The 24,522-nt window shown below is 45.4% G+C and carries 19 protein-coding genes and 1 tRNA gene; 10 read left to right on the top strand and 10 right to left on the bottom strand.

Annotation, left to right across the window (positions count from 1 at the left end):
• Nucleotides 1-242: 242 nt before the first annotated feature.
• The 3 genes from iadA to NE536_RS16365 form a co-directional block, all read right to left on the bottom strand.
• Complete coding sequence (iadA, locus tag NE536_RS16375) at nt 243-1,412, bottom strand: beta-aspartyl-peptidase (protein ID WP_261273355.1); 1,170 nt, start codon at nt 1,410-1,412, stop codon at nt 243-245.
• Nucleotides 1,412-2,857: a putative basic amino acid antiporter YfcC gene (yfcC, locus tag NE536_RS16370; protein ID WP_261273354.1), complete on the bottom strand. Its 1,446-nt coding sequence runs from the start codon at nt 2,855-2,857 to the stop codon at nt 1,412-1,414. Before yfcC ends, iadA begins: the two co-directional genes overlap by 1 nt.
• A gap of 78 nt (nt 2,858-2,935) precedes the next feature.
• A complete protein-coding gene (locus NE536_RS16365) occupies nt 2,936-5,539 on the bottom strand; it encodes a TonB-dependent receptor (RefSeq protein ID WP_261273353.1) in 2,604 nt (867 codons plus the stop codon).
• Between the two features lie 346 nt (nt 5,540-5,885).
• Between NE536_RS16365 and NE536_RS16360 the strand changes: the two genes are divergently transcribed.
• The gene (locus NE536_RS16360) at nt 5,886-7,682 is read left to right on the top strand and encodes a cyanophycinase (RefSeq protein WP_342455087.1); all 1,797 of its coding nucleotides are present in this window, start codon (nt 5,886-5,888) and stop codon (nt 7,680-7,682) included.
• A 342-nt stretch (nt 7,683-8,024) separates the two neighbouring features.
• On the opposite strand, the gene NE536_RS16355 is transcribed toward NE536_RS16360, so the two are convergent.
• Complete coding sequence (locus NE536_RS16355) at nt 8,025-8,525, bottom strand: peptidylprolyl isomerase (RefSeq protein ID WP_006081478.1); 501 nt, start codon at nt 8,523-8,525, stop codon at nt 8,025-8,027.
• A gap of 97 nt (nt 8,526-8,622) precedes the next feature.
• Entirely contained in the window at nt 8,623-10,026 is a 1,404-nt protein-coding gene (locus NE536_RS16350; RefSeq protein ID WP_261273351.1) for a DEAD/DEAH box helicase, read from the bottom strand.
• A 637-nt stretch (nt 10,027-10,663) separates the two neighbouring features.
• On the opposite strand from NE536_RS16350, the gene NE536_RS16345 reads away from it, so the two are divergent.
• Nucleotides 10,664-12,436 (top strand): DUF885 domain-containing protein, encoded by a 1,773-nt coding sequence (locus tag NE536_RS16345; RefSeq protein WP_261273350.1) that lies wholly within the window; start codon nt 10,664-10,666, stop codon nt 12,434-12,436.
• Between the two features lie 249 nt (nt 12,437-12,685).
• Here NE536_RS16345 and NE536_RS16340 read toward each other — a convergent pair whose 3' ends face one another.
• Complete coding sequence (locus NE536_RS16340) at nt 12,686-13,006, bottom strand: hypothetical protein (RefSeq protein ID WP_261273349.1); 321 nt, start codon at nt 13,004-13,006, stop codon at nt 12,686-12,688.
• A gap of 230 nt (nt 13,007-13,236) precedes the next feature.
• Here NE536_RS16340 and NE536_RS16335 point away from each other — a divergent pair, with 230 nt between their 5' ends.
• From NE536_RS16335 to NE536_RS16325, 3 genes are read left to right on the top strand one after another with little or no spacing between them, the layout of a single operon-like run.
• A complete protein-coding gene (locus NE536_RS16335; protein WP_106650374.1) occupies nt 13,237-13,731 on the top strand; it encodes a putative 4-hydroxy-4-methyl-2-oxoglutarate aldolase in 495 nt (164 codons plus the stop codon).
• Between the two features lie 57 nt (nt 13,732-13,788).
• Complete coding sequence (locus NE536_RS16330) at nt 13,789-15,612, top strand: AsmA family protein (RefSeq protein ID WP_261273348.1); 1,824 nt, start codon at nt 13,789-13,791, stop codon at nt 15,610-15,612.
• The gene (locus NE536_RS16325; protein WP_261273347.1) at nt 15,612-16,232 is read left to right on the top strand and encodes a BsuPI-related putative proteinase inhibitor; all 621 of its coding nucleotides are present in this window, start codon (nt 15,612-15,614) and stop codon (nt 16,230-16,232) included. The genes NE536_RS16330 and NE536_RS16325 overlap by 1 nt, the downstream gene beginning before the upstream one ends.
• Before the next feature lie 139 nt (nt 16,233-16,371).
• Here NE536_RS16325 and NE536_RS16320 read toward each other — a convergent pair whose 3' ends face one another.
• The gene (locus NE536_RS16320; protein WP_261273346.1) at nt 16,372-17,919 is read right to left on the bottom strand and encodes a lytic transglycosylase; all 1,548 of its coding nucleotides are present in this window, start codon (nt 17,917-17,919) and stop codon (nt 16,372-16,374) included.
• A 232-nt stretch (nt 17,920-18,151) separates the two neighbouring features.
• Complete coding sequence (gene gloB / locus NE536_RS16315; protein ID WP_261273345.1) at nt 18,152-18,943, bottom strand: hydroxyacylglutathione hydrolase; 792 nt, start codon at nt 18,941-18,943, stop codon at nt 18,152-18,154.
• A gap of 154 nt (nt 18,944-19,097) precedes the next feature.
• On the opposite strand from gloB, the gene NE536_RS16310 reads away from it, so the two are divergent.
• Nucleotides 19,098-19,835, top strand: a complete 738-nt coding sequence (locus tag NE536_RS16310; protein ID WP_261273344.1) for a class I SAM-dependent methyltransferase — start codon at nt 19,098-19,100, stop codon at nt 19,833-19,835.
• A gap of 32 nt (nt 19,836-19,867) precedes the next feature.
• Complete coding sequence (locus tag NE536_RS16305; protein WP_261273343.1) at nt 19,868-20,776, top strand: LysR substrate-binding domain-containing protein; 909 nt, start codon at nt 19,868-19,870, stop codon at nt 20,774-20,776.
• 242 nt (nt 20,777-21,018) lie between these two features.
• Here the strand turns inward: NE536_RS16305 and rnhA are convergent, their stop codons facing one another.
• Nucleotides 21,019-21,489 (bottom strand): ribonuclease HI, encoded by a 471-nt coding sequence (rnhA, locus tag NE536_RS16300; RefSeq protein WP_006081489.1) that lies wholly within the window; start codon nt 21,487-21,489, stop codon nt 21,019-21,021.
• Between the two features lie 70 nt (nt 21,490-21,559).
• Between rnhA and dnaQ the strand changes: the two genes are divergently transcribed.
• The 3 genes from dnaQ (at nt 21,560) to NE536_RS16285 (ending at nt 24,038) form a co-directional block, all read left to right on the top strand.
• The gene (dnaQ, locus tag NE536_RS16295) at nt 21,560-22,288 is read left to right on the top strand and encodes a DNA polymerase III subunit epsilon (RefSeq protein ID WP_261273342.1); all 729 of its coding nucleotides are present in this window, start codon (nt 21,560-21,562) and stop codon (nt 22,286-22,288) included.
• Between the two features lie 10 nt (nt 22,289-22,298).
• Nucleotides 22,299-23,672: a TIGR03503 family protein gene (locus NE536_RS16290; RefSeq protein WP_261273341.1), complete on the top strand. Its 1,374-nt coding sequence runs from the start codon at nt 22,299-22,301 to the stop codon at nt 23,670-23,672.
• A gap of 289 nt (nt 23,673-23,961) precedes the next feature.
• Nucleotides 23,962-24,038 (top strand) — tRNA-Asp (locus NE536_RS16285).
• Between the two features lie 172 nt (nt 24,039-24,210).
• Here NE536_RS16285 and NE536_RS16280 read toward each other — a convergent pair.
• A partial coding sequence (locus NE536_RS16280; RefSeq protein WP_261273340.1) for a transposase occupies nt 24,211-24,522 on the bottom strand: 312 nt, incomplete at its 5' end.

The raw sequence follows: 24,522 nt of genomic DNA, 5'->3' as shown, positions 1-24,522 counted from the left end.
CAGTTTTTATGGGATAGTTTGGCTGAAGCGCGGTAACTGTAATGGTGCAGTTCGGATCTCGATGGCGTAACGTTACGCGTTTTAAAATGTCAGTCAATCAGCGATGATCGGAGTGCGCTTAGCAATGCAAACTCTTTCACCTTGAGAAAATGTGCTTGATACGCTCTGTTTGCGGGTAATCTACTCGCATTGCACACGGTTTATGAGTGTGGTGCACGCGCGCGGCGTGCGCCATTATTGAGTTACTGCGATTCAAATGTTCCCCATTTCAGTGCGTTACCTTCATCAACGAGTAGTTGCCCTTTGCTCCATACTTTATCGATATTAAAGTTATCCGTTAATAACACAAAGTCGGCATCGTGTGTTTCGCTTATCCCACCCTTACTTTTTAGCTTGAGCACACGAGCGGCATTTGAGGTCACTAAAGGAAGCACTTGTTCTAGGGGTAAACCACTGTTAATTAAAGCCACTAGCGCTTCAAATAGACTGCTGACTTTACCCATTTCTATTCCAATACACTCTCCGTCAGCATTAAATACAGGCAGGCTAGCATTACCGTCGGAACTTAAGCTGATTTGACTCAAGTTGATACCTTGCGAGATTGCAAAATGGACCGCATCAACGACCGCGATTTCACCCTCGTTTAAATATTGAGTATTAGTCGACGTCGTGAAATCGATAACCCCACCTTGTCGTGCAAATTCAAGCCCTTGCTCTAATAGCTGTTGGGAGCGATTCATGTGAGTGGGATAGAACTGCGTTAAAGGGATATCAGACTGCTGCGCGATGTGATGCAAAATTTGGATACCAGTTGCACCATCGCCCACATGCACAAACACTATGCCGCCTTTACCGCTGAGCATGCCACCGACGCGGCTTTGCGCTGCGACTCTGGCGAGTTCTGGCGCAGTGAGTTGCGATCCTCGGTGATCTGCAATTGCAATCTCACCCACACCAATAACATTGTCGAGTAACACCAGATCTTGGGTGATATCGCCAGTAAGGGTTTTTACGGGGTACTCGTAAGAGCCTGTGTAGCAAAAGACAGACAAGCCTTCATATGTGAGCGCTTTCGCTTTGACGACAAGTTCGTTCAAGCTGCGACTAATGGCGTCGGTTCCCAATGCTGCGACGAGCGTAGTGACCCCAGCAAGGCTGGCATCTGTTAGTTGCATCTCTGGGGTACGCGTGTGGTAACCGCCTTCACCGCCACCGCCTGTGATATGTACTAAGGGGTCCACTAAACCTGGGATTAAAGGGCGGCCATTGGCTTCGATTATTGTGACTAAGTCTGCATGCTTAAGATCAATGACGGGGGCGATTTTAAGGACTTTCGCCTCGCAAAATAACACGTCGCGTAGCCCTAAAAACTGCGGCGCATAAACGGCGGCGTTACGGATTAAAGTTAACATCAGCTATATCCTGTAATAACGGCAAATAAGATGACGGTACTGGCCATCAAGGTCAGCAATAATTGAAAGCGCCAAATAAGCGCAAGCCATTGAGCGTATGAAATTTTAGCCACACCTAAACAGCCCATTAATGAGGCTGAAGTGGGGATCACTAAATTTGTCAGTCCATCACCAAGCTGAAAACAAAGCACTGATACTTGGCGGGTGACGCCTGCTATATCGGAAAGCGGCGCCATGATAGGCATGGTCAGGGCGGCTTGACCGGAACCCGATGCGACAAAGAAATTCATAATAGATTGAAATATATACATAACAATGGCAGAGGTGACATCAGGTAACGTTGCCAAGGACTCGCCGGCATAATGTAAGGCAGTGTTAAGAATAGAGGGCTGTTGTGGGTCATCGCCGCCAAGCAATAACACCACACCTTTGGCGAATCCCACAATCATCGCGGCGGGTAACAGTTCACTGGCGCCTTTTTGAAAGGCACTTGAGATTTGGTTCAAGCTACGTTTCCGCCAAATAACGGCAATCAGCCCAACAACCAATGCCAGTGCAAAAAACTGACTGGCGATTTGCGGAATATAATAGCCTTGGCTTACCACTCCCCAAATCACCCACATAATTACGCCGAGTAAACAAAGCAACACGAGAATGTCAAAGGAAGAACATTGGTTATTCAATGGTTTATCATTAGCTTGCACGAGTGTGGTATCTACTGTTGAGCGATGTTTTTTAGCGTAGCGCAGGGTAAAAATTAAGCCGACAACAGTGAAAACAAACCAAGCCGCAATCCGTAAACCAGCGCCAGACATTAAAGGTACACCGGCTATCCCTTGCGCAATGGCCACGCTAAATGGATTCATCCACGAGGTAGCAAATCCAATTTGGGTGGATAAGTAGGTGACCATGACCACAGTTGCTGCTGAGTAACCTAAAGCCTGAAAAAGCGGCAACAGAACAATGCAGAATGCAATGGCCTCTTCACTCATGCCGTATATCGCGCCGCTTAATGAAAATATTATAAACAGTAATGGGATCAGTAATACTTGGCTGCGCTGCAGTTTGGTGATCATCGCCATAATGCATTGCGTAATGGCGCCTGTGTCCATGACGACACCAAAGGCACCCCCCACGATAAGGATAAATGCCATGACGCCAACGGCCGAGCCCATGCGATCGCCTGATGTCATGCCGTCGAAGGCAAAATTGGTCAGCCCCGTTTTGTCGTTAGCTGAAAATAGACTGACATGATGCGCGTTATCGTATGTCATGAAAAACTGTTGTGGATCGATTCTTTGAGTGATGTTGCCAGCGCTATCAACGATATCGACCATAGCAAACCAACCCGCAGGAAACAGATAACTGCTTATTGCGGCGGCTAAAACGATAAAAAATAAAATAACAAAAGCGTCGGGCATTGCCCTTGCAGTAGGTAATTTCATCCTATGTGCCTTTATAAAGGGTCAGAACAAGGCATTGGCCACAATTAAACGCTGCGGCCAATGCCTCAAGTCAGTACATTAAAACTTGAAGGTATAACGTACGTTCCAGCGACGGCCTAACCAATCATGGACTGAGCTTGCATAGCCATTGGTTGGAGAGGAGGCGTAGGGCGGTTCTTCATCTGTTAGGTTACGCACTGACACCAAAAAGCTATGGTGTTCATTTAACTCATAACCAAGGCTCGCACTGAAGGTGAGCCAACTGTCGACGGTTTCGTTATCAAATTTAAAGTCACCATCACCCAATGAACTGATGTAGTGACCCGATAAACTGGCACTCCAATCGTTGAGCTGCCAGTCGGTTCCTAGATCAAGTACGCTTTCAGGGCGAGCAATTTCGGAGGCGCCACTTAACCGCCCTAATAAATCTTCCACTGGGGTTGAAGGTGTCACTTGTCTTTCAAACGATAGGGTTTCAGTACCCGCAACATAAAACTTAAATTCACCTGCGGTTTCAGTGTCTAAGCGATAGTCTAGCTTGTAGTCGACGCCATCAGTATTTTGATTGCCGACGTTAAAATAGCCAGTGCGTAAGAAGCTAATATCCCCTTGGCCATCAATAACACAGCCAAATTCATCTCCTAGTTCTGCAACGCTAGTCACGATTTTTGTACTGTCTTTAATACAGGCGTCCAAGGTGGTGTTGGCATCAATATCAACAATATCATCGTGCTCATAGCGCCAGTAATCGACGGTCAATTGTAGTGCTTCAGTGAGGTTCCAAGAGACGCCAACGTTAATGGCGGCAGACTTTTCTGCGGATAAATCCTTATTGCCTATGGTTTCTTGGTCAAACTCGAGTTCGCCAAACTCAGCGCCAGCAGTACCGCATAAGGCATTGTAAGGTTCAGCTGAACCACAATTGATATACTGGCTGCTGAGCGACGTCCCTGCGCCTAATTGGGATAACGAAGGGGCTCTAAAACCTGTACTCCATGATGCCCTTAATACTAAATCCTCAAGAGGGCGATAACGCATTGATATTTTAGGGTTAACATCGCCACCAAAGTCACTATAGTGGTCGTAACGTAAAGCTGCGATCACATCTAAGGTGTCGGTAATGGGGAAATTAAACTCGCCATACACAGCATATTGCGTCCGGTCTGCTTCGGCATCGCTTGCGCCTAAGCCGATAATTTCGTTATTAACGGCGTTGATGGATGGCCTATCAAATATTTGCTCTTTTCGCAGCTCTCCACCAAAAACCGAGCTTACTGTACCTGCGGGTAATGCAAACAGATCGCCACTGATATTAAAATCCAGCGACAACACCTCTGATTCTCCTTTACGAATGCCGGGATCGCGCAGGGCAGCAATTTGTGCAGCGCTACTATCACGGCCTAAATTGAACGGATTAAATTCATCCGCCGCCACGGCGGCATCCAGTTTAGTGGCATTCATATAGCCAGCAACATTGTTGATTTCGTTTGTAGATTTGCCATAACTCGCCGCGGTTTCCCAGCTCCAGTCGGCAAGTTCACCGCGCAGTCCAGCGAGGACTCGATAGCTCTGAGTGTCATATTCCTGTACTCGACGCTCAGGGAAACGAGTTCGAACAGTGATAACGTCGCTGACACTGCCATCTAGCATGTCAATGTCGTGAACATACTGGGGAATGTTGGCAGAATCACCAGCAACATCCACTGTATATCCCGCAGGCGCCTCATAGGCTGAACCGGTATTCTTTTGATACATGCCTTCAGCAAAAAACTCCAATCCATTATCTAGACGATAAATATGATTAAAGGTCGTGCCTATGTTCTCAAAGTCAGGTTGGATAGCGCGTTGAATAACATAGTCATAATTGCAACGTGTACCACTTTTTTGAGTATCGTCGCCACACCAAGACTCAGCGTAATCTTCACCATCTATGGTCATACGAGTGCTAGATTCAAAGGTGACATTAACAGGTCTATCGCTATTAAATATGGCGTTTCGCGTCGCATAATCGACTACAACCGTAGTATTGCTGTTTTCTGTGGCAAAGCCGCCAGCGTAGGTCAGATTCTTACGGCTGGCATCGTGAGCGGAAGTATCATCCCCATATTGGGCACTGAGCTCATGCCCGACAAAATCCTTACGGAGGATAAAGTTAATCACCCCGGCAATGGCATCCGAACCATAGATGGACGATGCGCCATCGGTTAACACATCGATGCGTTCAATGGCAGATAAAGGGATTGAATTGACGTTCACAAATGAGTCAGAACCATTAGAGAATGAATCAACGGCGACTCTTCGGCCATTGACTAGCACTAAGGTTGAGCTTGAACCTAATCCGCGCAAACTGACGCCGGATGCGCCAGCTGGTGCTCCATCGGCTCCACCTACACCCCCAGTTTCCGAGAAAGTCCCCGCACTTGAAGCTTGTGGGAGATCGCGTAGAAACTCACTCACACTCTCGTAACCGCGTTTAGTGATGTCATCCTGGGTAAAACTTTGTAGTGGATTGGCGCCTTCCATATCCACCCCTTTTAGGCGTGAACCTGTGACTGCGACTCGCTCGACCGGCGTATCTGCGGCAGATTGCTCAGTTGTTTTGTCTAGTTCATTGGCTACAGCTAAAGCAACGGGCGACAAGGCTAACCCAAAAACAGCGCACAAAAATACAGAACTTCTCATGATAAGCTCCCGATAAATCTCTTATTAGAATTTTTAGACGTGGCTAAGCTGCGCGTGAGTCAATACGCATGGCATTAGTTAATGTTTTGCAGAAAGCGCAACGTCAATCAAATGATTGAGAGGGGAGTAAGACGGCTAGACTAGACTCCACCAAACACAAGGTGTTTAGCGGTTATTCGTCCCACCATTCGGACAGATACCAGGTGCGGTAGTGGTATCTTTGGAAAAGAGTTGTTGCTGTTTTCATGTAATAAACTGAAGTCTTTTGTTATTGACCTGTTAAAAGACTATCCGTAACATGAGCCTTGAGTCAATACATGGCGCACACTTTTTATTGAGTGCCACTATGAAAAATTGTTGCTTAAAAAACTTATCTTTTTTGCTCAATAGCTTAAGTATTTCTTACTTTACTCTTTTGCTATTTATCGCCCCAAGCGTGCAGTCAGCGCCAGCGAAAACCCTGAGTTTATCGATACCCACTCATCAACCATTTGATCTTATGCTGGTGGGCGGAGGGATGAAAACCTGCAGCTCTCAAGCTCCCGCAAATTGCCAATCGGAAGTCAAATTCTCAGCCGATGCCAAACGCGAAACACGCTATGTGTTCAACGTTTCGTGGCTTGAACGTGCACTTAAACACCCAAGATTGCAGTCGTTAAATGAGCAACAAAAAGTGATATTACGGCAAGCGGCTAAAGCACTTTCTCCTGTCAGTAACAGTCTTGAAAATAGCGATGTTGAAATTGGCCGTTCACTTGGCCTTTTACATAGTGACAGCTTAACCTTGGCAAAGCTTGAACAAGCCATTGCAAAGATAGATAAGCAATTTCTGGCGCATTTGAGCGACCAACAATATTACGCACTGCTAGATTTATTAGAAGAAAAGCAAATGCTTGCTGACGGCACGCTGTTACAAGAACAAGTGCTACTTGATTCCACAACCAATTCTCATGCCGCGACGCTTTATCAATTATTTACGCAGCAAGCGTTAGTAAAGCGCCAGCAAAGCAACCCCGATGCCAAACGTCCACTGATCGCCGTTGTGACCGCTTCTGCGCGCGATCCCTTTGAAGCGGCCCATTACTATGTCAGCGTATTTGAGCAAATGGGGGCCGAGGTTATTTGGCTGCCTTTAGATGCAGCACTGCAAGCGGGTATCGCTACCCGTCAGTGTGACCAACTCGAAATGTTTAGACAGCAAATACAAGGAAATACGGATAGGGCGAGGCTTTATCCAAAGCAAGTTGAGCTACAAAAGGATTTTTGTGCCAGCCCCATTAAACTCTATCAATTGCTTAATCAAATAGACGGACTCTTTTTAAATGGCGGCGACCAGAGTCTGACATTAAAGGCGTGGACTACGCCGGATGAATCACCCAGCGAAGCATTAAGCATCATCAAGAAACGTCTTTCCAAACAAGAAATTGTTATCGGTGGCACCAGCGCTGGCACTGCTGTGATGGCTGATAAAAATATGATCACCGGTGGTACAAGTGAGGGGGCATTGAGTTTTGGCGTTTTCGCGACCGAGGCGCCAAGTGAGCGTTGTGAAGTCGCTAATTGTGATACCTCAGTTCCTGCAACGGCGGTCACTTATCGCGAGCAAGGTGGGCTTGGATTTTTCCCCTTTGGTATACCCGACACACACTTTTCACAACGAGACCGTTATTTAAGACTCTTGCTCCTTAGCGCCAATGCCGATAGCAAAATGGCATTTGGGGTCGATGAAAATACAGCATTATTGGTCGATTTATCACATCGTTCGCTCTCAGTGGTCGGTGAGCATGGAGTATGGGCATTAGCGCATGTTGAGCGATTGAAACAAAGCCAAGCTAACCCTGAAATAAATGCGGTTTCGCACTATCTCACTCCGGGTTCCTATGCTGAAATTGAAACCACTGGTGAGCATTTGACTCATATCCGCCTAGCTCAGACTGCCAAATTAACGCCAATAATGAGTAAGCAGAGTGACTTTTTTACTTGGGTCAGCAATGCGTGTCGGCAAGGTATATATTCAACATCACTGAGTGATAAGTACGAATTAACCATTACTCCAATGGCGGCATTAAGTTGCCAAGGCATTTTAAATCAAGAACGCGGATATCAGTCGATGGGGTTAACACTAAAAGCGTTAGATAAATGACAGTAAGTTGAATTAATTTTAGTTGGATGGCTATGATATCAATAGGATAGGCTAAATTGATTAAGGTTAAGTGTATGTTAGGTAGATTTTAAAAAGTTGAGAGGATAATTAATCTACTTATTTTAAGTTAAGAAGCTATAATTTAAGATTTTTTACTTTAAGTAAGTTTTAAGTTAAATGATTGAGTTTAAATTAGGTAAAGTAAATTTATATTAAGCAGTGTTTATTAAGTATGATGTTTTTGCGAACTAATTAATTTTGAAACCGCTACGAAAAATAATGAATCGCTCAGCAAAACTGAGCGATTCATTATATCAAAATAAAAGTCTTATCTTTTAGCTATCAGCTTTGGATATTAATCGTCACTTTCTCGATAACTATAGGTTCGCGGGGCACGTCTTCGTGGCCAGCAACTGTGGTGGTTTTGACTTTTTCAATCTGCTGGATAATATCCATTCCCGCAGTGACCTTACCAAATACCGCGTAACCCCAACCGTTATTGGTGGTGGCGGTATGGTCTAAAAAGTCATTATTGGCGGTGTTAATGAAGAACTGCGCCGTGGCCGAATGAGGCGCATCGGTGCGAGCCATAGCGATAGTGCCAATGGTGTTACTTAGGCCTTTGTTGGCTTCATTCACGATAGGCTCGTGGGTCGGCTTTTCTTTCATTTTTGCGGTAAACCCGCCGCCCTGAATCATAAAACCTTTTATAACACGGTGAAAAATCGTATGTTCAAAGAAGCCTTCTTCACAATAGCGGACAAAGTTCTTTGAACTGACAGGCGCATGTTCAAAGTCGAGTGCTATTGTGATGTCGCCTAAATTGGTGCTGAATGTAATCATGCTAATATCTTCTATCTTAATGAGTTTCTACTTCTAATAAGTCACGACTGGTACTAGATCATGACTTTATACGGGATCATGACTTTGTATTAGGCCATCAGTTCGTTTTAGAACCGCTGTTCCACGGATTAAAGGGCGCACTGCGACCCGTACTCTCGCTACTGTTATCAGTCTGCGCGGATTGTGGACGCGCTACAGCGGCTTTTGCCTCAGGCTTTGATTTAGCGCTGCGATGCTTTTTCGCATGGGCGGTTTCAAAGGAGCCTTCTTTCGCGGGGCGTGAGGTTCTAGCCTCAGGTGCGCGGGCTTTAAAGGTTTTTGGCGTGGTATTTTTCGGCACAAAATCGAGGATAGAAACTGGCACTTCTTTGTTCGGCACAAAGCCTTCAATTTCTTTACGCACTATGATGTGGCCTAAACGGCGCTCGATAGCACACAGGTTTCTAAAATCATCTTTGGAAACAAAGGAGATGGCTTCGCCGCAGGCGCCAGCACGACCGGTTCGGCCAATACGGTGAATATAATCGTCGGCTTCATCGGGCAGATCATAGTTGACCACGCGGGTGAGGGCGTCGATATCGATACCGCGGGAAGCCACGCCGGTCGCCACTAAAAAGCGCAGTTTTCCGGACTTGAAATCGACTAATAATTGCTCGCGTACCGCTTGGCTGCGACCACTGTGAATGGCTTCGGCGGCAATACCGCGTTTTTCGAGTTGGCTGACCAGTTTGGCGGCACCTTGTTTAGTCTGGATAAAGATCAGTGCCTGTTCCCAAGCTTGCTCAGTGATGAGTTTGCTTAACAGGGCAGACTTTTTATCTTTATCGACAGTGATCAACCATTGGTCGATTTGCGGTGCGTTCGCACTGTCGCGGGCAATTTCAATCTCAACAGGGTTTTCAACCGCTGTTTTCGCTAAAAAGCGCACTTGCTTAGATAAGGTTGCCGAAAACAACAGATTTTGGCGTTCTGTTGGCAGACGTTCGATGATTTTATTGATGTCTTCGATAAATCCCATATCGAGCATTCTATCGGCTTCGTCTAGGACTAATACCGAGATTTCATCGAAATGAATCGCTCTTTGGGTGTACATATCGAGCAATCTACCGGGGGTCGCTACCAGAATATCGACGCCTTCGATAAGGCGTTGTTTCTGTGGTGCGGCATCGACGCCACCATACATGGCCATAGAGGTCAGCGGCAGGTATTTTGCGTATTTGGCAATATTGTCTTCAACCTGAACGGCCAATTCGCGGGTTGGGGTTAAGATCAAGGCGCGAACGCGTTTAGCCCGAATTTTCGGCATATCGGCGAACATTTGCAGTATTGGCAACACAAAACTGGCGGTTTTACCTGTACCCGTTTGCGCGCCAGCCAGCAGGTTTTTACCTTTCAAGATCACCGGAATGGCTTTTTCTTGGATTGGAGTAGGTTGTGAATAGCCGAGCTCAGTGATGGCTCTTAAAATCGGATCGCTTAATCCAAGTTTGGAAAATGGCATTGAATGTCTCAGGTAAAGGGTCAGGTCAATAATGTATAAGCAAACTGTTACGCCAACGCGTTAACAGCGGAGCAGGGCGATATTATATACCCAAACAACCTGAAGATGCAGGATTCAGCGGTAATTTAACGCACTTTGGGCAAGGCCATTTATTGCTCCTGCATAAATGGCATTCACGCCATCCATGGCGATTTCGGTTATTTACAGACCTAGTGGGCTAAGTTAAAAATAACCAACGCGGCATAAAGTGCGTTACCCCGTGGTTAACATCAGCCGCCGGAACGGAGCGCCTAGGGCACTCCACTTCTATGTTGCATCAATTCAAAAGGTAGCCGACATTCTGTCATTGATGTGCCTTGAATTGGAGCCCCTAGGCGCTCTGAAACTCGTATATTCAGGTAGCTTGGGTATATCAGGAGGTGAAACAGAATTGGCGATTATCATTATCTGATTTCGTTTGGCAAAGTGGGAATTTTACCTCGAATAGATGAATGGTAAGCGGCATAAATATCGAGAACTCACAATTTTGTAACCGTAGATGTATTCGCGGCTAACACTGCTGCAATTATTGGGACAATATGATTAACTTAGGTAATTTTTTGCATGCCTGATAAATATCAACAAAGGACTCATAATAATGAAAAAATCCGCTATTTCCCTTGCGATAGTGTTATCGCTGGCCGGCCTTGCTGGTTGTCAATCCCATACCATTCAAACCGAGCCTGTGGTTGCACCTGAAGTTAAAGCCCCATCATTTGAGCAATTTTCAGCCTCCTTTATTGATTCGCTGTGGGAATTATCACCGACCTGGGCCTTATACAGTGGCAAGCATGTTAACGATGGCTATCTTGAAATCCCCGATGCGGCTGGTCGTGCGAAAACCTTAGCGTTTGTGAAAGCGCAGCAAGCCAAATTGACCCAGTTCGAGCAAAAGTCGCTCACGCCGAATGAACTGATTGATTACCATCTGATCGACAATTTACTCGGCAGCATGGCATGGGAAATTGACAGTTTTAAATCTTGGCAGTGGGATCCTTCAAGTTATAATGTATCGGGCGGTTTTGCCCAAATCATCAATGAAAACTTTGCCCCTTTAGATGACAGATTACGTTCGGTATTGGCGCGGTTAGAAAATGTTCCGGCTTATTATGCTGCCGCGCAGGCAAACATTAGCAAGCCGACATTGGAACATACCGAATTAGCCGTGATGCAAAACCAAGGTGCATTTTCGGTGTTTTCCGATGACTTATTAAAACAGGTCGGCGATTCTGGTCTAACGGCAACGGAAAAAGCATTATTTAAAACACGTTTTGATGCCGCTACTGCCGCAATTAACGGCCATATCGCTTGGTTAGACAAGTTAGTGGTTCAACTCAAGAAGGACGGTGCCCGTAGTTTTAGAATTGGCGAAGCGTTATATGAGCAAAAATTTGCCTTTGATATTCAAGCGGGCATGACGGCGAAACAGCTGTATCAAAAAGCCGTAGCCGATAAAGACCGTGTTCAAGGGGAAATGGCAAAAATTACCGATAAGTTATGGCCTAAATATTTTATTACGCCAAAACCTGCGGATAGTAAGCTCGCTATTCGTCAATTAATCGATAAATTATCAACTAAACATGTTCAGCGCGATGAATTCGTGAATGAAGTGCGTAAGCAAATTCCTGAGTTAATTGAATTTGTAAATAATAAAAACTTAGTGACATTAGATCCTAACAAACCACTGGTCGTTCGTGAAACACCGGAATATATGCGCGGTTATGCTGGCGCTTCAATTAGTGCACCGGGACCTTATGAGAAATCAGGAAATACTTATTATAACGTGACGCCGCTCGATGGCATGAGTGATGCGTCTGCCGAGAGTTATTTACGTGAATATAATCACTGGATCCTGCAAATTCTCAATATTCATGAAGCCATCCCAGGGCACTACACTCAACTTGTTTACTCTAATCAATCTCCAAGTTTAGTGAAAAGTTTATTCGGTAATGGCGCTATGGTCGAAGGCTGGGCGGTATATACCGAGCGTATGATGCTAGAAGAAGGTTATGGTAATTTTGAGCCAGAAATGTGGTTGATGTACTACAAGTGGAATTTACGCGTTATCTGTAACACTATTTTGGATTACAGCATTCATGTAAAAGGCATGACCGAAGAGCAAGCCATCGCCCTGATGATGAACGAAGCCTTCCAACAGCAGGCAGAAGCCGAAGGCAAGTGGCGCCGCGCCACGCTTAGCCAAGTTCAGCTGACGAGCTACTATTCAGGTTATCGTGAAATCTATGATTTCCGTGACGAATACAAGAAAGCGCAAGGCAAAGATTTTGATCTTAAAACCTTCCACGAACAATTCTTGAGTTACGGCAGCGCGCCAGTGAAATATATTCGTCAATTAATGCAAAACAAATAAGTTCGCATATTGATATAAATTAGCAGAGCTCAGGCTCTGCTTTTTTTATGCCGAATCGTTGCACAAATTACAGTGAGGAAGTGAAGTCAACACAGTTACTGATGAAATGAAATCGTTAACACTCAGCAAATAATGGCAAGCAGATCCTATTGCCATATAACTGAAAAATTATATATTTCGTTATATGGCATATGCAGGTGTTAGCCGAAAAAATTGACGGCTTAATGATAGAGCAGAATAGCGTTATGTTTAATTCTTAGATTTAGATGATGACATCAGCGCTAAGACTTCATCGTAAGAAATGTTAAATTCTCTCGACAAGTTAATGATTTTTGTTTTGTAGGTTTGAATGTTTTCTTGCTGGGCTAATTGATGTTTCTTTTCTTCAACTAACTCGTTAACTGTTTCTTGTAATATCAATAATCGACGTAAACTATAGTCGAGGGATTTAATATATTTACCCATTTGTTGCTTGTTACGTGCTTGCTCAAGATCCGTTGAGACTTTTTTATCATATCCATATTCATCTAGAGCCGCGATTGCGCTCTGTAAATCAATATCAGTAGTCATTTGGTTTTCGCTTTATAACAAAGAGGTGTGAGAACAGATTGATGAAACATTCTTATGAAACATTAACAGGTGTCATATGACGTTAACTATCGCAGATTATAGTGCCTATGCCAATATACACCAAGCGTTTGCTGGTTAAAATTAAATAAAAAATGCTGATTTTGGCTTTGCCCTTGTCGGGGTCTACAATTATGGTTAGTCTAAAGTGATAGGCTATTATGGAGATTCAAATGCTTGATCTACTACCAGATTTATTTGACCACTATCCGTCTAAATTACAGTTACTTCCCCTCGCATTTAAACCCTATGGCGCTAAGCGGCTGTTTTGGGGCGAGATAGTCACAGTCAAGTGTTTTGAAGATAATTCTAAGGTAAAAGAAATACTTGCACAGGATGGGCATGGTAAAGTTTTGGTTGTCGATGGGGGAGGCTCTCTGCGCCGCGCCTTGTTAGGCGATCTTATCGCGCAAAGCGCGCTGGATAATGGCTGGCAAGGGATAGTGATCAATGGATGTGTTCGTGATGTGGCCCGATTAAATACTTTTAGTTTAGGTGTTTATGCCTTAGGTGCCATGCCGATAAAAACCGAGAAGTTAGATCAAGGCCAAATTAATGTTGCTGTCGATATGGGCGGCGTAATGGTTAAGCCCGGTATGATGCTGTATGCCGATGAAAATGGTATTGCAGTAAGTGATGAGATGTTGAACTTTGCATTTTTAAATTAACATTTTTAAATGAATTAGTCGCTTTAAATTCAAGTTGTTTTTGATAAGGATATTTGTATGAAATTCATTAAGTGGCTCTTGGCCTTAGTGGTGACGCTCATTCTTTTAGTCACCGTTTATCTCACCGTATTTTTCGACCCTAATGATTTTAAACCTGAAATAGTCGATGCCGTGAAAAAACAAACGGGTCGTGAATTAGTCATAACAGACGATTTATCTTGGACCTTTTTCCCTGTTATCGGCATTAATTTAGGTGGCGTGTCTTTATCTAATCCAGAGGGATTTACCCCTAAGGCTATGTTAGAAGTCAACAAAGCCGTTGCCGAAGTGGCGTTGATGCCATTGTTTAGTCAGAAAATTGAAATTGCCGAATTGAGTCTCGATGGCGCAACCATTAATTTAGTGACTCGCAAGAATGGCACTAGCAGTTTTGATGGATTAAGTGGTGATAATAGCAAACAAGCCGCAACTCCAGCGACCGAAATGTCCTCAAATGCCAAATTGAACGATATTAATATTGGCGGCGTTTCAATCACCAATACTCAAATTAATATGATTGACGAAGCGAAAAAGCAAACTCAAGTCTTTAGCTTAAAAAGATTCACCTTAGGTGAGTTTACTTTAGATACATTTGCGCCCATCGCCTTTGAATTTAGTGCAACCATGCCGGATATGACGATAAGTAGCGAAGGTAAAGGTGAGCTAAAACTAAGCCGAGACTTGACGCAACTCGTCGTCAATGGACTCAAAATTGACACTGTGGTGGAAGGTGAGAGTATTCCCAATAAGAAACTCGAAACATCGATTAGCTTAGCGACTCAAATTGCGTTGGATAAACAGCAATTATCCGTCGATATTGTGCAGCTTACCGCGGCGAGCATTACCGCTGCGGGTAAAGTTGGTGTGAATTACGCCACAAAAATTCCGCAAATCAATGCTGATTTTCAAGTCGGCGATATCGATTTAGATACGCTGTTACCTAAAACGGAGACCGCTGCCGTAACAGAACAAGTAGCCGCGGCAAGCACGCAGGCAGTTGAGCCTGATTTATCGGCTCTTAAGCAGCTTGATGTAAAACTCAAGTTGACCGTTAAGTCGATTAAGGTCGCGAATCTGTCGACTCAAAATTGGTTGATGGACGTGGGGATTAAAAATGGCGTGTTAGATTTAACCAAATTGAATGCGGATTTATACCAAGGTCAATTACTGGTGAGCGCTCAGGTTGATGCGCGTCAAGCGGTGGCCAGTTATCAATTTGATAAGAAAGTGACGGGGGTACAAATTCGTTCTTTGCTGAAAGATGCGGCGGATGTGGATTTACTGGCAGGCACGGCCAACTTTGATGTGAAGGGTAAAGGTAAGAGTTTGATCCCTGAGCAGTTAAAGAAAAATCTATTAGCTAATGGTCATTTCGATATTAATGACGGGGCTTTGTACGGGGTTAACATTCCGCAGATGATCCGCAGTGCCCAAGCTAAGTTAAAGGGCGACTTATCGCCAGAAACCAAGGAAGAACGCAAAACCGACTTCTCGAGTCTGAGTGGCAGTTTCTCGCTGGATAACGGCGTTGCCACTAATCCAGATCTTGCCATGTCTTCACCTTTATTGCGTTTGGCGGGCAAAGGCACGGCGAATATATTGACTGAAGCCTTAGACTACCGATTAACGACTAGCCTAGTGAATTCATTAAAAGGTCAGGGCGGTAGCGACAAAGATGCGCTGGCGGGAATTGACATTCCGTTGGCTATTACCGGGACTTTCCAAAAAACTGAATATGCCTTGGATACTCAAGCGTTACTGAATAATCAGTTAAAAGAAGAAACCGACAAAGCTAAGGAAAAATTAAAAGACTCCTTACTGAAAAAACTAGGAGGTTTCTAATGGTTGCTCCAATGCGCTACGCATTGCTTGTTGGCGCGAGTGCTTTTGTCGGAGGGCAACTGGTTGCTTGCTCTGCGCCAGAAGCCGCTGATACGAGTTCGTCTACCAAGGGGGAGACGACAACAGCCACGGCTGTTCAGCCTGAGATTGTTCGCGCTGCCGATCTGGCGCTCGATGTTTCAGGCCTTAAAAGTACGCCGACATTAAAGGTTGAACCTATGATGACTGATGCTACGCCAGGACTGCTTCGCGGTGAGTTAGCCTTAGAGCCGTTTGTGGATTTCAAGCAGCCAGTTAAGGCAACGTTGACTGTGACCAATCCACAAACCTATGCCGTCGGCCTTCGATATAATTCAGGCATGACAGCGGATTTATGGCTGGTAACGCAGGAGGGCAAACGTCTGTGGGCATGGTCTGATGATATGATGTTTACCCAAGCGCTACGCGATAGCCAATTGGCAGCGGGGAAAGTGATCACTACTTCCTTTAGCATTCCGCCCAAAGCGTTTGCTGGTATACCCGCAGATGGTGCTCGTTTAGAAGCGCATTTTGCTGCTAAGGCATTAGAGTCTGATGCCGTTGTTATGGCGCCCGTTGTCTTATTACTGACAATGGAATAACGCCGGTTCTCATAATTGAAAAGGCCCTTAATAGAAAAAGGCAGTAATCCGATAGGGTTGCTGCCTTTTTGTTATTTGTGGTTCAAACTTGCTGACGCTGTAGAGCATTAATCAGCTCGAACTCTGTGCCTGCTTAGTTTTATGCGCTCAACTTACTTTCATCGACCACTAATTTGATCACTTGCCCTGGTTGCAAATATTGTGATTGCGCTAGGCTATTCCATTCTAATAGCTCGGCCACAGTCACGTTAAATTTGCTGGCGATACGGGCAAGTGAATCACCGGATTTGACCTTATAACTCACAGTGCGAATTTGCGCAGTTTGCTCAAGATTTTTCGGCGCTAAGATCACCAGTTTTTGACCATTTTGTAGCTTGTCACTCTTACCTAATTTGTTCCAAACGCTAAGTTGTTTCACTGTCACTTTATGGGCTTGGGCGATTTCAGAAAGTGTGTCACCAGACTTAACCTGATAGGCAATTTTTGTCGATTCAGTCGCAGCGTGCGATTTCTTCGGCAATTGTTGCTGAGTCGACAGGGCATAGAGCTGTTTGTCTTGCGCATCGACAGGAATAATCAAATGCTTGCCCGCGACTATGGTATTGTTTTTCATGCCGTTGGCGGCGCGAATTGCATTTATAGTCGTGTGGTGCTGCTTCGCAATTTTGCCAATACTGTCACCTGATTTGATCGTGTAGCGTAGCCAACTGATCCTATCTTCGGTTTCTGTTTCGGCGAGCGCCTTTTTAAATTCTTCCGATTTATCAATCGGTAATACTAAAGTGTGCGGCCCCAGTGGCGAAGTGGCCCAGCGGTTATAACCAGGATTGAGTTTTTGTAGCTCAAGCGTAGTCATATTGGCCAAACCTGCCGCCATGGCTAAATCAATTTGGCTATCAATATCAACCACTTCAATTGTAGGGATGTTGTCAATTGGCGCTAAAGTGATGCCATATTCATCGGCGTGTTTAATGACTTCAGCCAGCGCCAGCAATTGTGGCACGTAGCGTTCGGTTTCACTGGGTAAATCCAATGACCAAAAGTCGGTTTTTAAGCCTTTCTTCTCGTTACGTTTAATCGCATTGAGCACCCGAGACTCACCCGAGTTATAGGCCGCAATAGCATAAAGCCAATTGTTATTGGTTTTATCGTAAAGATATTCCAACATGTCGAGCGCCGCAGTCGTTGAAGCGGGCACATCACGGCGACCATCGTACCACCAGTTCATTTCTAAACCGAAATGGCTGGCCATAGGCGTGGTGAATTGCCACAAACCCGATGCCGCACTTGCTGAAGACGCCGATGGATCAAAGGCGCTTTCTATAATAGGTAATAGAGCGATCTCAATTGGAAGATGACGCTTTTCAAGCTCTTCCACGATCAGGTACATATAAGGTGCAGCACGCTCTGAGATGATCTCTAGATGCTGCGGATTTTTGATGTACCAATCGCGATATTGGTTTACCAATTTTTGATCTGGAACCGGTAACTGCATACCTTGACGTATTCGTTCCCACACATCGGTAATTTGCGCCGACGGAGCCTCAGTTGCGAGATAATATTCTGGGACTGTATTTTCGGTTGTGACGGCTTCAACTTCTGTCTGATTAACGCCATGGTTGTCTAATGTCTGACAACCTGTGAGTAGGGCAAATCCCCCTACAACAACATAAAGTGATACTCTCATTGAAAACGGTAGTCCTCTGTTAGTGCATAGCTTTTCTTTATAGTAACAGTATGTTTTATATGAAGATAAAGACGACGCAGCGCGCAAAGTTTTCACGCAAAACGAGCCATTCTATGGGATCTTTTCGATCTTGTCCCTTAATTATCGTACATAATGTAAGGCCATTTTTGATTTACATCATCAAAAATGGGAAAAACTGTTTAAATTTCAAACTATAATATTGCTTTTGTGATCAAAAATTATCTTTCCACTGTCTGAGCAGGGTGAAACCGCCAAGTTCGTCTAAATTGGCATGATTTAGATCGCTAAAATGCTGTTTTATGCTGTCAACAATCTCAGTGTCGCTGGCACGTAGAAAGGGATTGATGGCGCGCTCTAAAGCGATGGTGGAGGGGATAGTCGCTTTGTCTTGGCGACGCAACTGTATGGCGCGTTCGTTATAGTCTTGCAGCGCGCAATTGTTGGGGTTGACCGCGAGGGCAAATTTGAGGTTTGAAAGTGTGTACTCATGGGCACAATACACCCGAGTGTCGGCGGGAAGCTGGGCAAGTTGCTGTAGTGAGTTGAGCATTTGCGCTGGCGTACCTTCAAATAAGCGTCCGCAGCCACCGCTAAATAAGGTATCACCGCAAAATAAGGCATCTGCAATAACGTAGGCGATATGTCCTGCAGTGTGCCCCGGTACATCTAAGACTTGCAGCTCGCCACTGATATACTCGAGTGTAAATCTGGGCTGCGCTGTTGCGTGCAGCGGATGGGTGATGCCTTCAATCTTCTCATTATCTGGGCCATACACTGTGAGTCGGTCTTGACTGTAGGCTTGAAGTTCAGTTACGCCACCCGTATGGTCATTGTGGTGGTGGGTCAGTAAAATTCCCACTAGCGTGAGTTGATTGGCCTCTAGATAGTCAATAACCACACTCGCATCGCCGGGATCGACGACATAAACCTGTGTATGAGGCTGTTGTTGTAACACCCAGATATAATTGTCATTAAAGGCTTTGATCGCTGTTATAGTGAGCATAGAACCGCCTATGTCTGTATTTCAATTCGAAGATAAAGGTATTATCCATGAGTGAACGGCCCTTGGCGACCTTTGCCGCTTTTGCCCTATGGCTAAATGGCAGCAATCTTTGACCCAATTGGATACTTGTCTACCAAGCTAACGGAGGAACTCTGTGTCGCATTTTAGTACTGAGCTCAAACCCGAACAATGGAGCGACTTGCCCAATGGTGAAGCGCTGCAACAAGCCGTTGCTAAGCAGCTTGAAGATTGGTGGCCAAGAGTCTTTGGTTATCATTTGTTAAAGTTAGGGCCTTTGAGTGCCGAATTATCGAGTATGGCATCGCCAGTGGCCCATCATTTTTCACTCTCGTCATCTCAAGGCGCCTCAATTGAAGGTGATTTTTGCCATTTACCCCTGCAAAATGCCGCGATAGATGCGGTGGTCATGAGTCTATTGCTCGAATTTGAACCCGATCCTTACCGTATTCTTCGTGAAACCGATAGGGTTCTCATCGCTGGAGGCTATCTTTTTATCGTCGGTTTTAATCCCTTGAGTCCAGTATTTTTGGGTAAGTTATGGCCTAAGTACCAGGATTGTCTCCCATGGAATGGCCGCTTCTTTATGCCATCAAGGGTGCGAGATTGGTTAGGTTTATTGGGTTATCAAGTGGTGGGCGATGAGCGTTTGGTCTATCACCCCTTAATGGGTGATTTCAACCAAGGTAAATTGTTTCAACAGAGTTTAGCGTCATGGCTTCCTAGTGCGGGCAGTTTGTATTTGATTGTGGCGCGTAAACTCGAGTCGCCACTCACGCCTATTCGCGATAAACGTAAGGTGCGGCAAACGAATTGGACCACGGCACCGACCGCGGGACGTTCAGGGCATTTATCAGAGCATTCGGAAAACTGATAAGCCATTTCTTTTTTAGTATAGGTTTTAATATGCGGATCACCTTAAGACAACTGGCGGTATTTGAGGCTGTGGCACGTAGCGGCCAAGTCGCAAAGGCAGCGGAGCAGGTTAATTTATCACCACCGGCCACTTCTATGGCTTTGGCTGAGTTAGAAAAACAGCTCAATGCCCGCCTATTCGAGCGCATTGGCAATCGATTACAGCTGAACTCGCAGGGCAATTTACTGTTGCCACTGGCGACGGATTTATTGCACCGTGTCGAGCAAATTGAGCAGGCATTTACCTACCATGGTGGCGATTTGGTTGGGCGGTTAAGTATCAGTGCCAGTTCGACCATAGGTAACTATCTGATGGCGAAAGCCGCAGTGGCATTTTGTCAGCAGCACACTCAAACCCATGTGGATGTGGCGATCACAAATACTCAAGATGTGATCCAAGCGGTTGCGCAGTTCCGATCTGAAATGGGCTTTATCGAAGGTCATTGCACCGATAATCGTTTGAGTGTTGAAGCTTGGCATAAGGATAGGCTGCTGGTGTTTTGTCATTCGGCGCATCCTCTGGCGGGGAAAGTGGTTAAACCGGCGCAAGTGAGAGGCCAGTCATGGGTGTTACGCGAAGAAGGCTCGGGCACTCGTGAGTATTTTGTCAATGCTGCCAATGAGTTGGATATGCAGCCAGAAGCCAAATTCTGCTTTACTACGCCGGATGCGATTAAACTGGCGGTGAAACAAGGTGCTGGGCTTGGGGTGTTATCTGAGCTGGCGCTGGAGAAAGAAATCAGCCGCAAAGAGTTGGCGTTAGTCACGATTGAGGGATTAGTGCTAGAGCGGCAGTTTTATCGCATCACCCATAAGAGCCGTCAGGCGACATCCTTAGGTCAAGCTTTTGTGCAGTTTTGTGAGAATTTTTTCAATATCGCAGGTGTAGAAGTTAAATAAACTTTTTATAGCAATGGTCCTTGTAAACAGTGAGCCTAAGCGATTTGTTTAAGAGGTTAATGTTGACGGTGGGCTTAAACGGTGAGATTAATCGCGAAATAAATCATCACGCCTCAGCATTTAGCTTAGGCGTGATGGCATCGAACTCACTTTTCTAATTCAGTTTTCTAACTTACTTTCGAATTTAGCTTGTATGAACTTGGGTTGTTCAAACTTAGCTCGTTTAAGTAAGGGCCACAGAGTTAAGGCTGGTAGCCTAAGTCGGGTTGGGTTGGTTTAGATTCTGCCGCAGTGCGAGCTAGCACGTCGCAACGTTCGTTTTCGGCGTGTCCTGCGTGGCCTTTAACCCATTGCCAGTCGATAGTGTGCATCTGTGAGGCTTTATCTAATCGTTTCCATAGATCAACGTTTTTGACTGGGGTACGGTTTGAGGTCATCCAGCCTTTTTTCTTCCAGCCATGGATCCACGTCATTATGCCTTGGCGCATATATTGGCTGTCGCTGGTGAGCACGACTTGGCAAGGCTCTTTCAAGCTTTCTAACGCTATGATGGGAGCTAATAACTCCATGCGATTATTGGTCGTGAGCGCAAAACCGTCGGACATCTCCTTTGTATGGCCTTTATAATTCATTACAATGCCATAGCCGCCAGGACCGGGATTGCCTAAGCAAGAACCGTCGGTGAAGATGTGGATCAGTTTTAGTTCAGTCATCAAATTGTTACCATAGCCGGGAATTTCGGCCGAGTATAACCAAAAATTGTCATAAGAAGCGCATAAAAACATGAATATTATCTCTAATGCTAGCCGTCAGGTTATTTTGGATACCGAAACCACAGGTATGAACCAGGGCAGCGGTGCCATCTATTTAGGCCATAGGATCATCGAGATTGGTTGTGTGGAAGTGGTGAACCGTCGTTTGACGGGGCGTTATTACCACCAATATATCAATCCAGGTCAAGCCATCGATCCTGAAGCCATCGCCGTTCACGGTATTACCGATGAGCGCGTTTCCAAAGAGCCGCGTTTTCATCAAGTTGCTCAAGACTTTATCAACTTTATCGACGGCGCTGAAATCGTCGCCCATAACGCGAACTTCGACGTGAGCTTTATGGATCATGAGTTTTCACTGTTGCAGCCGCGTGGACCAAAAACCGCTGATATTTGTCAGATCCTCGATACCTTAGAAATTGCTAAGTTCCTGCATCCCGGCCAGAAAAACAATCTTGACGCTCTCTGTAAGCGTTACGGTGTGGATACGTCTCGCCGCGAGTACCACGGCGCTTTACTCGATGCCGAGATCCTCGCCGATGTTTATTTGATCATGACAGGCGGGCAGACAAAGTTTAATTTGTCTAACGAAGAAGCGGGGCAGGAAGCGGGGGGGATCCAACGTTTTGATCCGCAATCACTTAATCTTAAAGTGATCGGCGCATCGGCCGATGAATTGACTATGCATGAACAACGCCTTGATTTAGTCGAAAAATCAGGTAAATGCCTCTGGAGAGGATAGAAAAATCATTATGCCGATGTCGTGCCATAAACTTATTTTAGCGCTTTGCCTTGCTGTCACTACACCGCTTGTGGGTGTGACGTCTGTATTGGCCGCCGACCAAGAGCCCACTCAAAAAGTTGTTAAGTCGCCTAAGGCTGCCCCGATTGTAGGATTGGAGACGGCCTCAGAGCTTAAAAACCGTTTTCGTATCGACCATATGGTCGATAATATGACGCTGTTAGTTGAGCGTGAATACGGCTCTGCGCCAGTAGTGATAGTGTTGCCCGATGGCAGTAAATGGTATGCCAATCGCCATCCCGAAACCGTTAAGTGGGTCGATGGTATTACTGGCGACATTATTTACATTGAGTCACCTATGCCTGGACCTTGGCAGTTGGTGGGCAAAGTCGTCCCTGGTTCGACCCTCAAAAAACTCTCTAAACTCGAAATCGAAGTGCAGCCTTTGCCGCAGCCGCTATTCCAAGGTGAGCAAGTTAAAATTGTCGCCCAGTTGATGGGGGATGCTCAGCGTGTGCGCATGCCGGGACTCGACTTTCTGGTGGAGTGGACGGCTCATTTTGTGAGTAAGCACAGGGCCGGCGATGAGAATTTTGCCGCGGGTGACATTATTGTTGGTTCCTATAAAGACAATGGTGAAGATTATGATGAAAAACCCGATGATGGCGTATTTACCAGTAATCTCAATGTAAAGCAGCCTTGGGGTGATTATGAGTTTGTGGTGCAGGCACGCAACAACGTGTTTGAGCGGCAGATTTCATTTCCGTTTAGATTATCGCCGCGGCCAATTAATTTAGAAGTCATTACCCCAGACGATCCGTTAACAGGGCAATGGAAGATCATGTTGCACGTAGATAGTGCTGTGCTGCAACTGGCTGAAACGCATTTTTCCTTTGAGTTGGTGGGTCCTGCTGGCTTACAACTGCCTTTAACGGTGAATGGCCTTACTGAGCCGGACTCTGAATTAGATTTACCGACTGTGACTGAGTTTGGTAGTTATCGTATTAAAGGTTTCGTGGCGACGACAACGATTACTGGTCGAGAGATTGTGCTTGATTTACCTGAGCTATTTTTCAACTTAATTCAGCCACCAGAGCCACCACCGAGCGCCGAAGAGTTAGCTGCTGTTGCTGCACAAAAAGCGGCAGAGGAAGAAGAACTTGCGAAGAAAGATGCCATGTTTTGGATCATCACAATCAACACTATCTTATTAGTCTTGGGCGTGGTGGGATTAATTGTGTGGCGTAAACGCCAAAGTCTAGCGCAGGCCTTAGCTGCCGCTGAGTCACGTTTATTGGAGGAAGCATCAGCGAATTCAGCTGCAGCGCCTTCGTTAGATGAAATCGATCTCACTATGCCAGATGAAGCGGATAAAGACCGATAGTTCGCAGTCACTTGATGTGTTTGATTAATCACTTTGAACTGCGGCGTTTCAGCGATATTTGGGACATAAATCAAGCTCAAATATTGATTTGGTTTTTTTTTAATCAAATGAAAAATATAAGTAAAAAAACGGTTGACGCCCGCAGGGCTCAACCGTATTATTCTTCGCATCTTAAGCAGAAGCCTTAATAAGTCAGTTTGATTATCATATTTCTGTTTTAGCTTCAGCGGCCTGTCACGCTGAGGTTAGCGGGTTTAAAACTCGTCAGATATTAGATATGGAAGAATTTGGAGCGGTAGTTCAGTTGGTTAGAATACCGGCCTGTCACGCCGGGGGTCGCGGGTTCGAGTCCCGTCCGCTCCGCCAACATTCATGAATCCCATGCTATTAATTAGCATGGGATTTTTGATTTTAATCCGTTTACAATCTCATTCCTCCCTTTGTGACCATAACCCACTTTTGACCGAGGGTCATTTTTAAAATTTTGTTGGTCATCTGTAGTATCAGTCTATTTCGCTTTTTATACCAATTCCATTAACTAACTGGTCATAATTGCCCATTGTCTGGTACACAATTCTATCACTCTTGCTTTCTTCTCAATGAGGGTATTCCATGCGATAGAGCACTGTTCGACAATATCGTCGTAACCACTAAAACAACGATTAGCCAGCACATGTTGACACAGCCATTGCCATACCTGCTCTATCGGATTTAACTCCGGTGAATAAGGTGGCAACTTGAGAAGCGTCAGATTATCAAAGTCATCGGCCAAATCCTGTTGATGCCAGCCTGCGCCGTCCATGATGACCAGCGCATGCTGTCCAAATGCGCTGGCCGGTTGAAAACAGTT

This window comes from Shewanella septentrionalis (assembly GCF_025370265.1).
Lineage (GTDB): Bacteria > Pseudomonadota > Gammaproteobacteria > Enterobacterales > Shewanellaceae > Shewanella > Shewanella hafniensis.
This window is presented reverse-complemented; position numbering and strand designations above follow the sequence as displayed.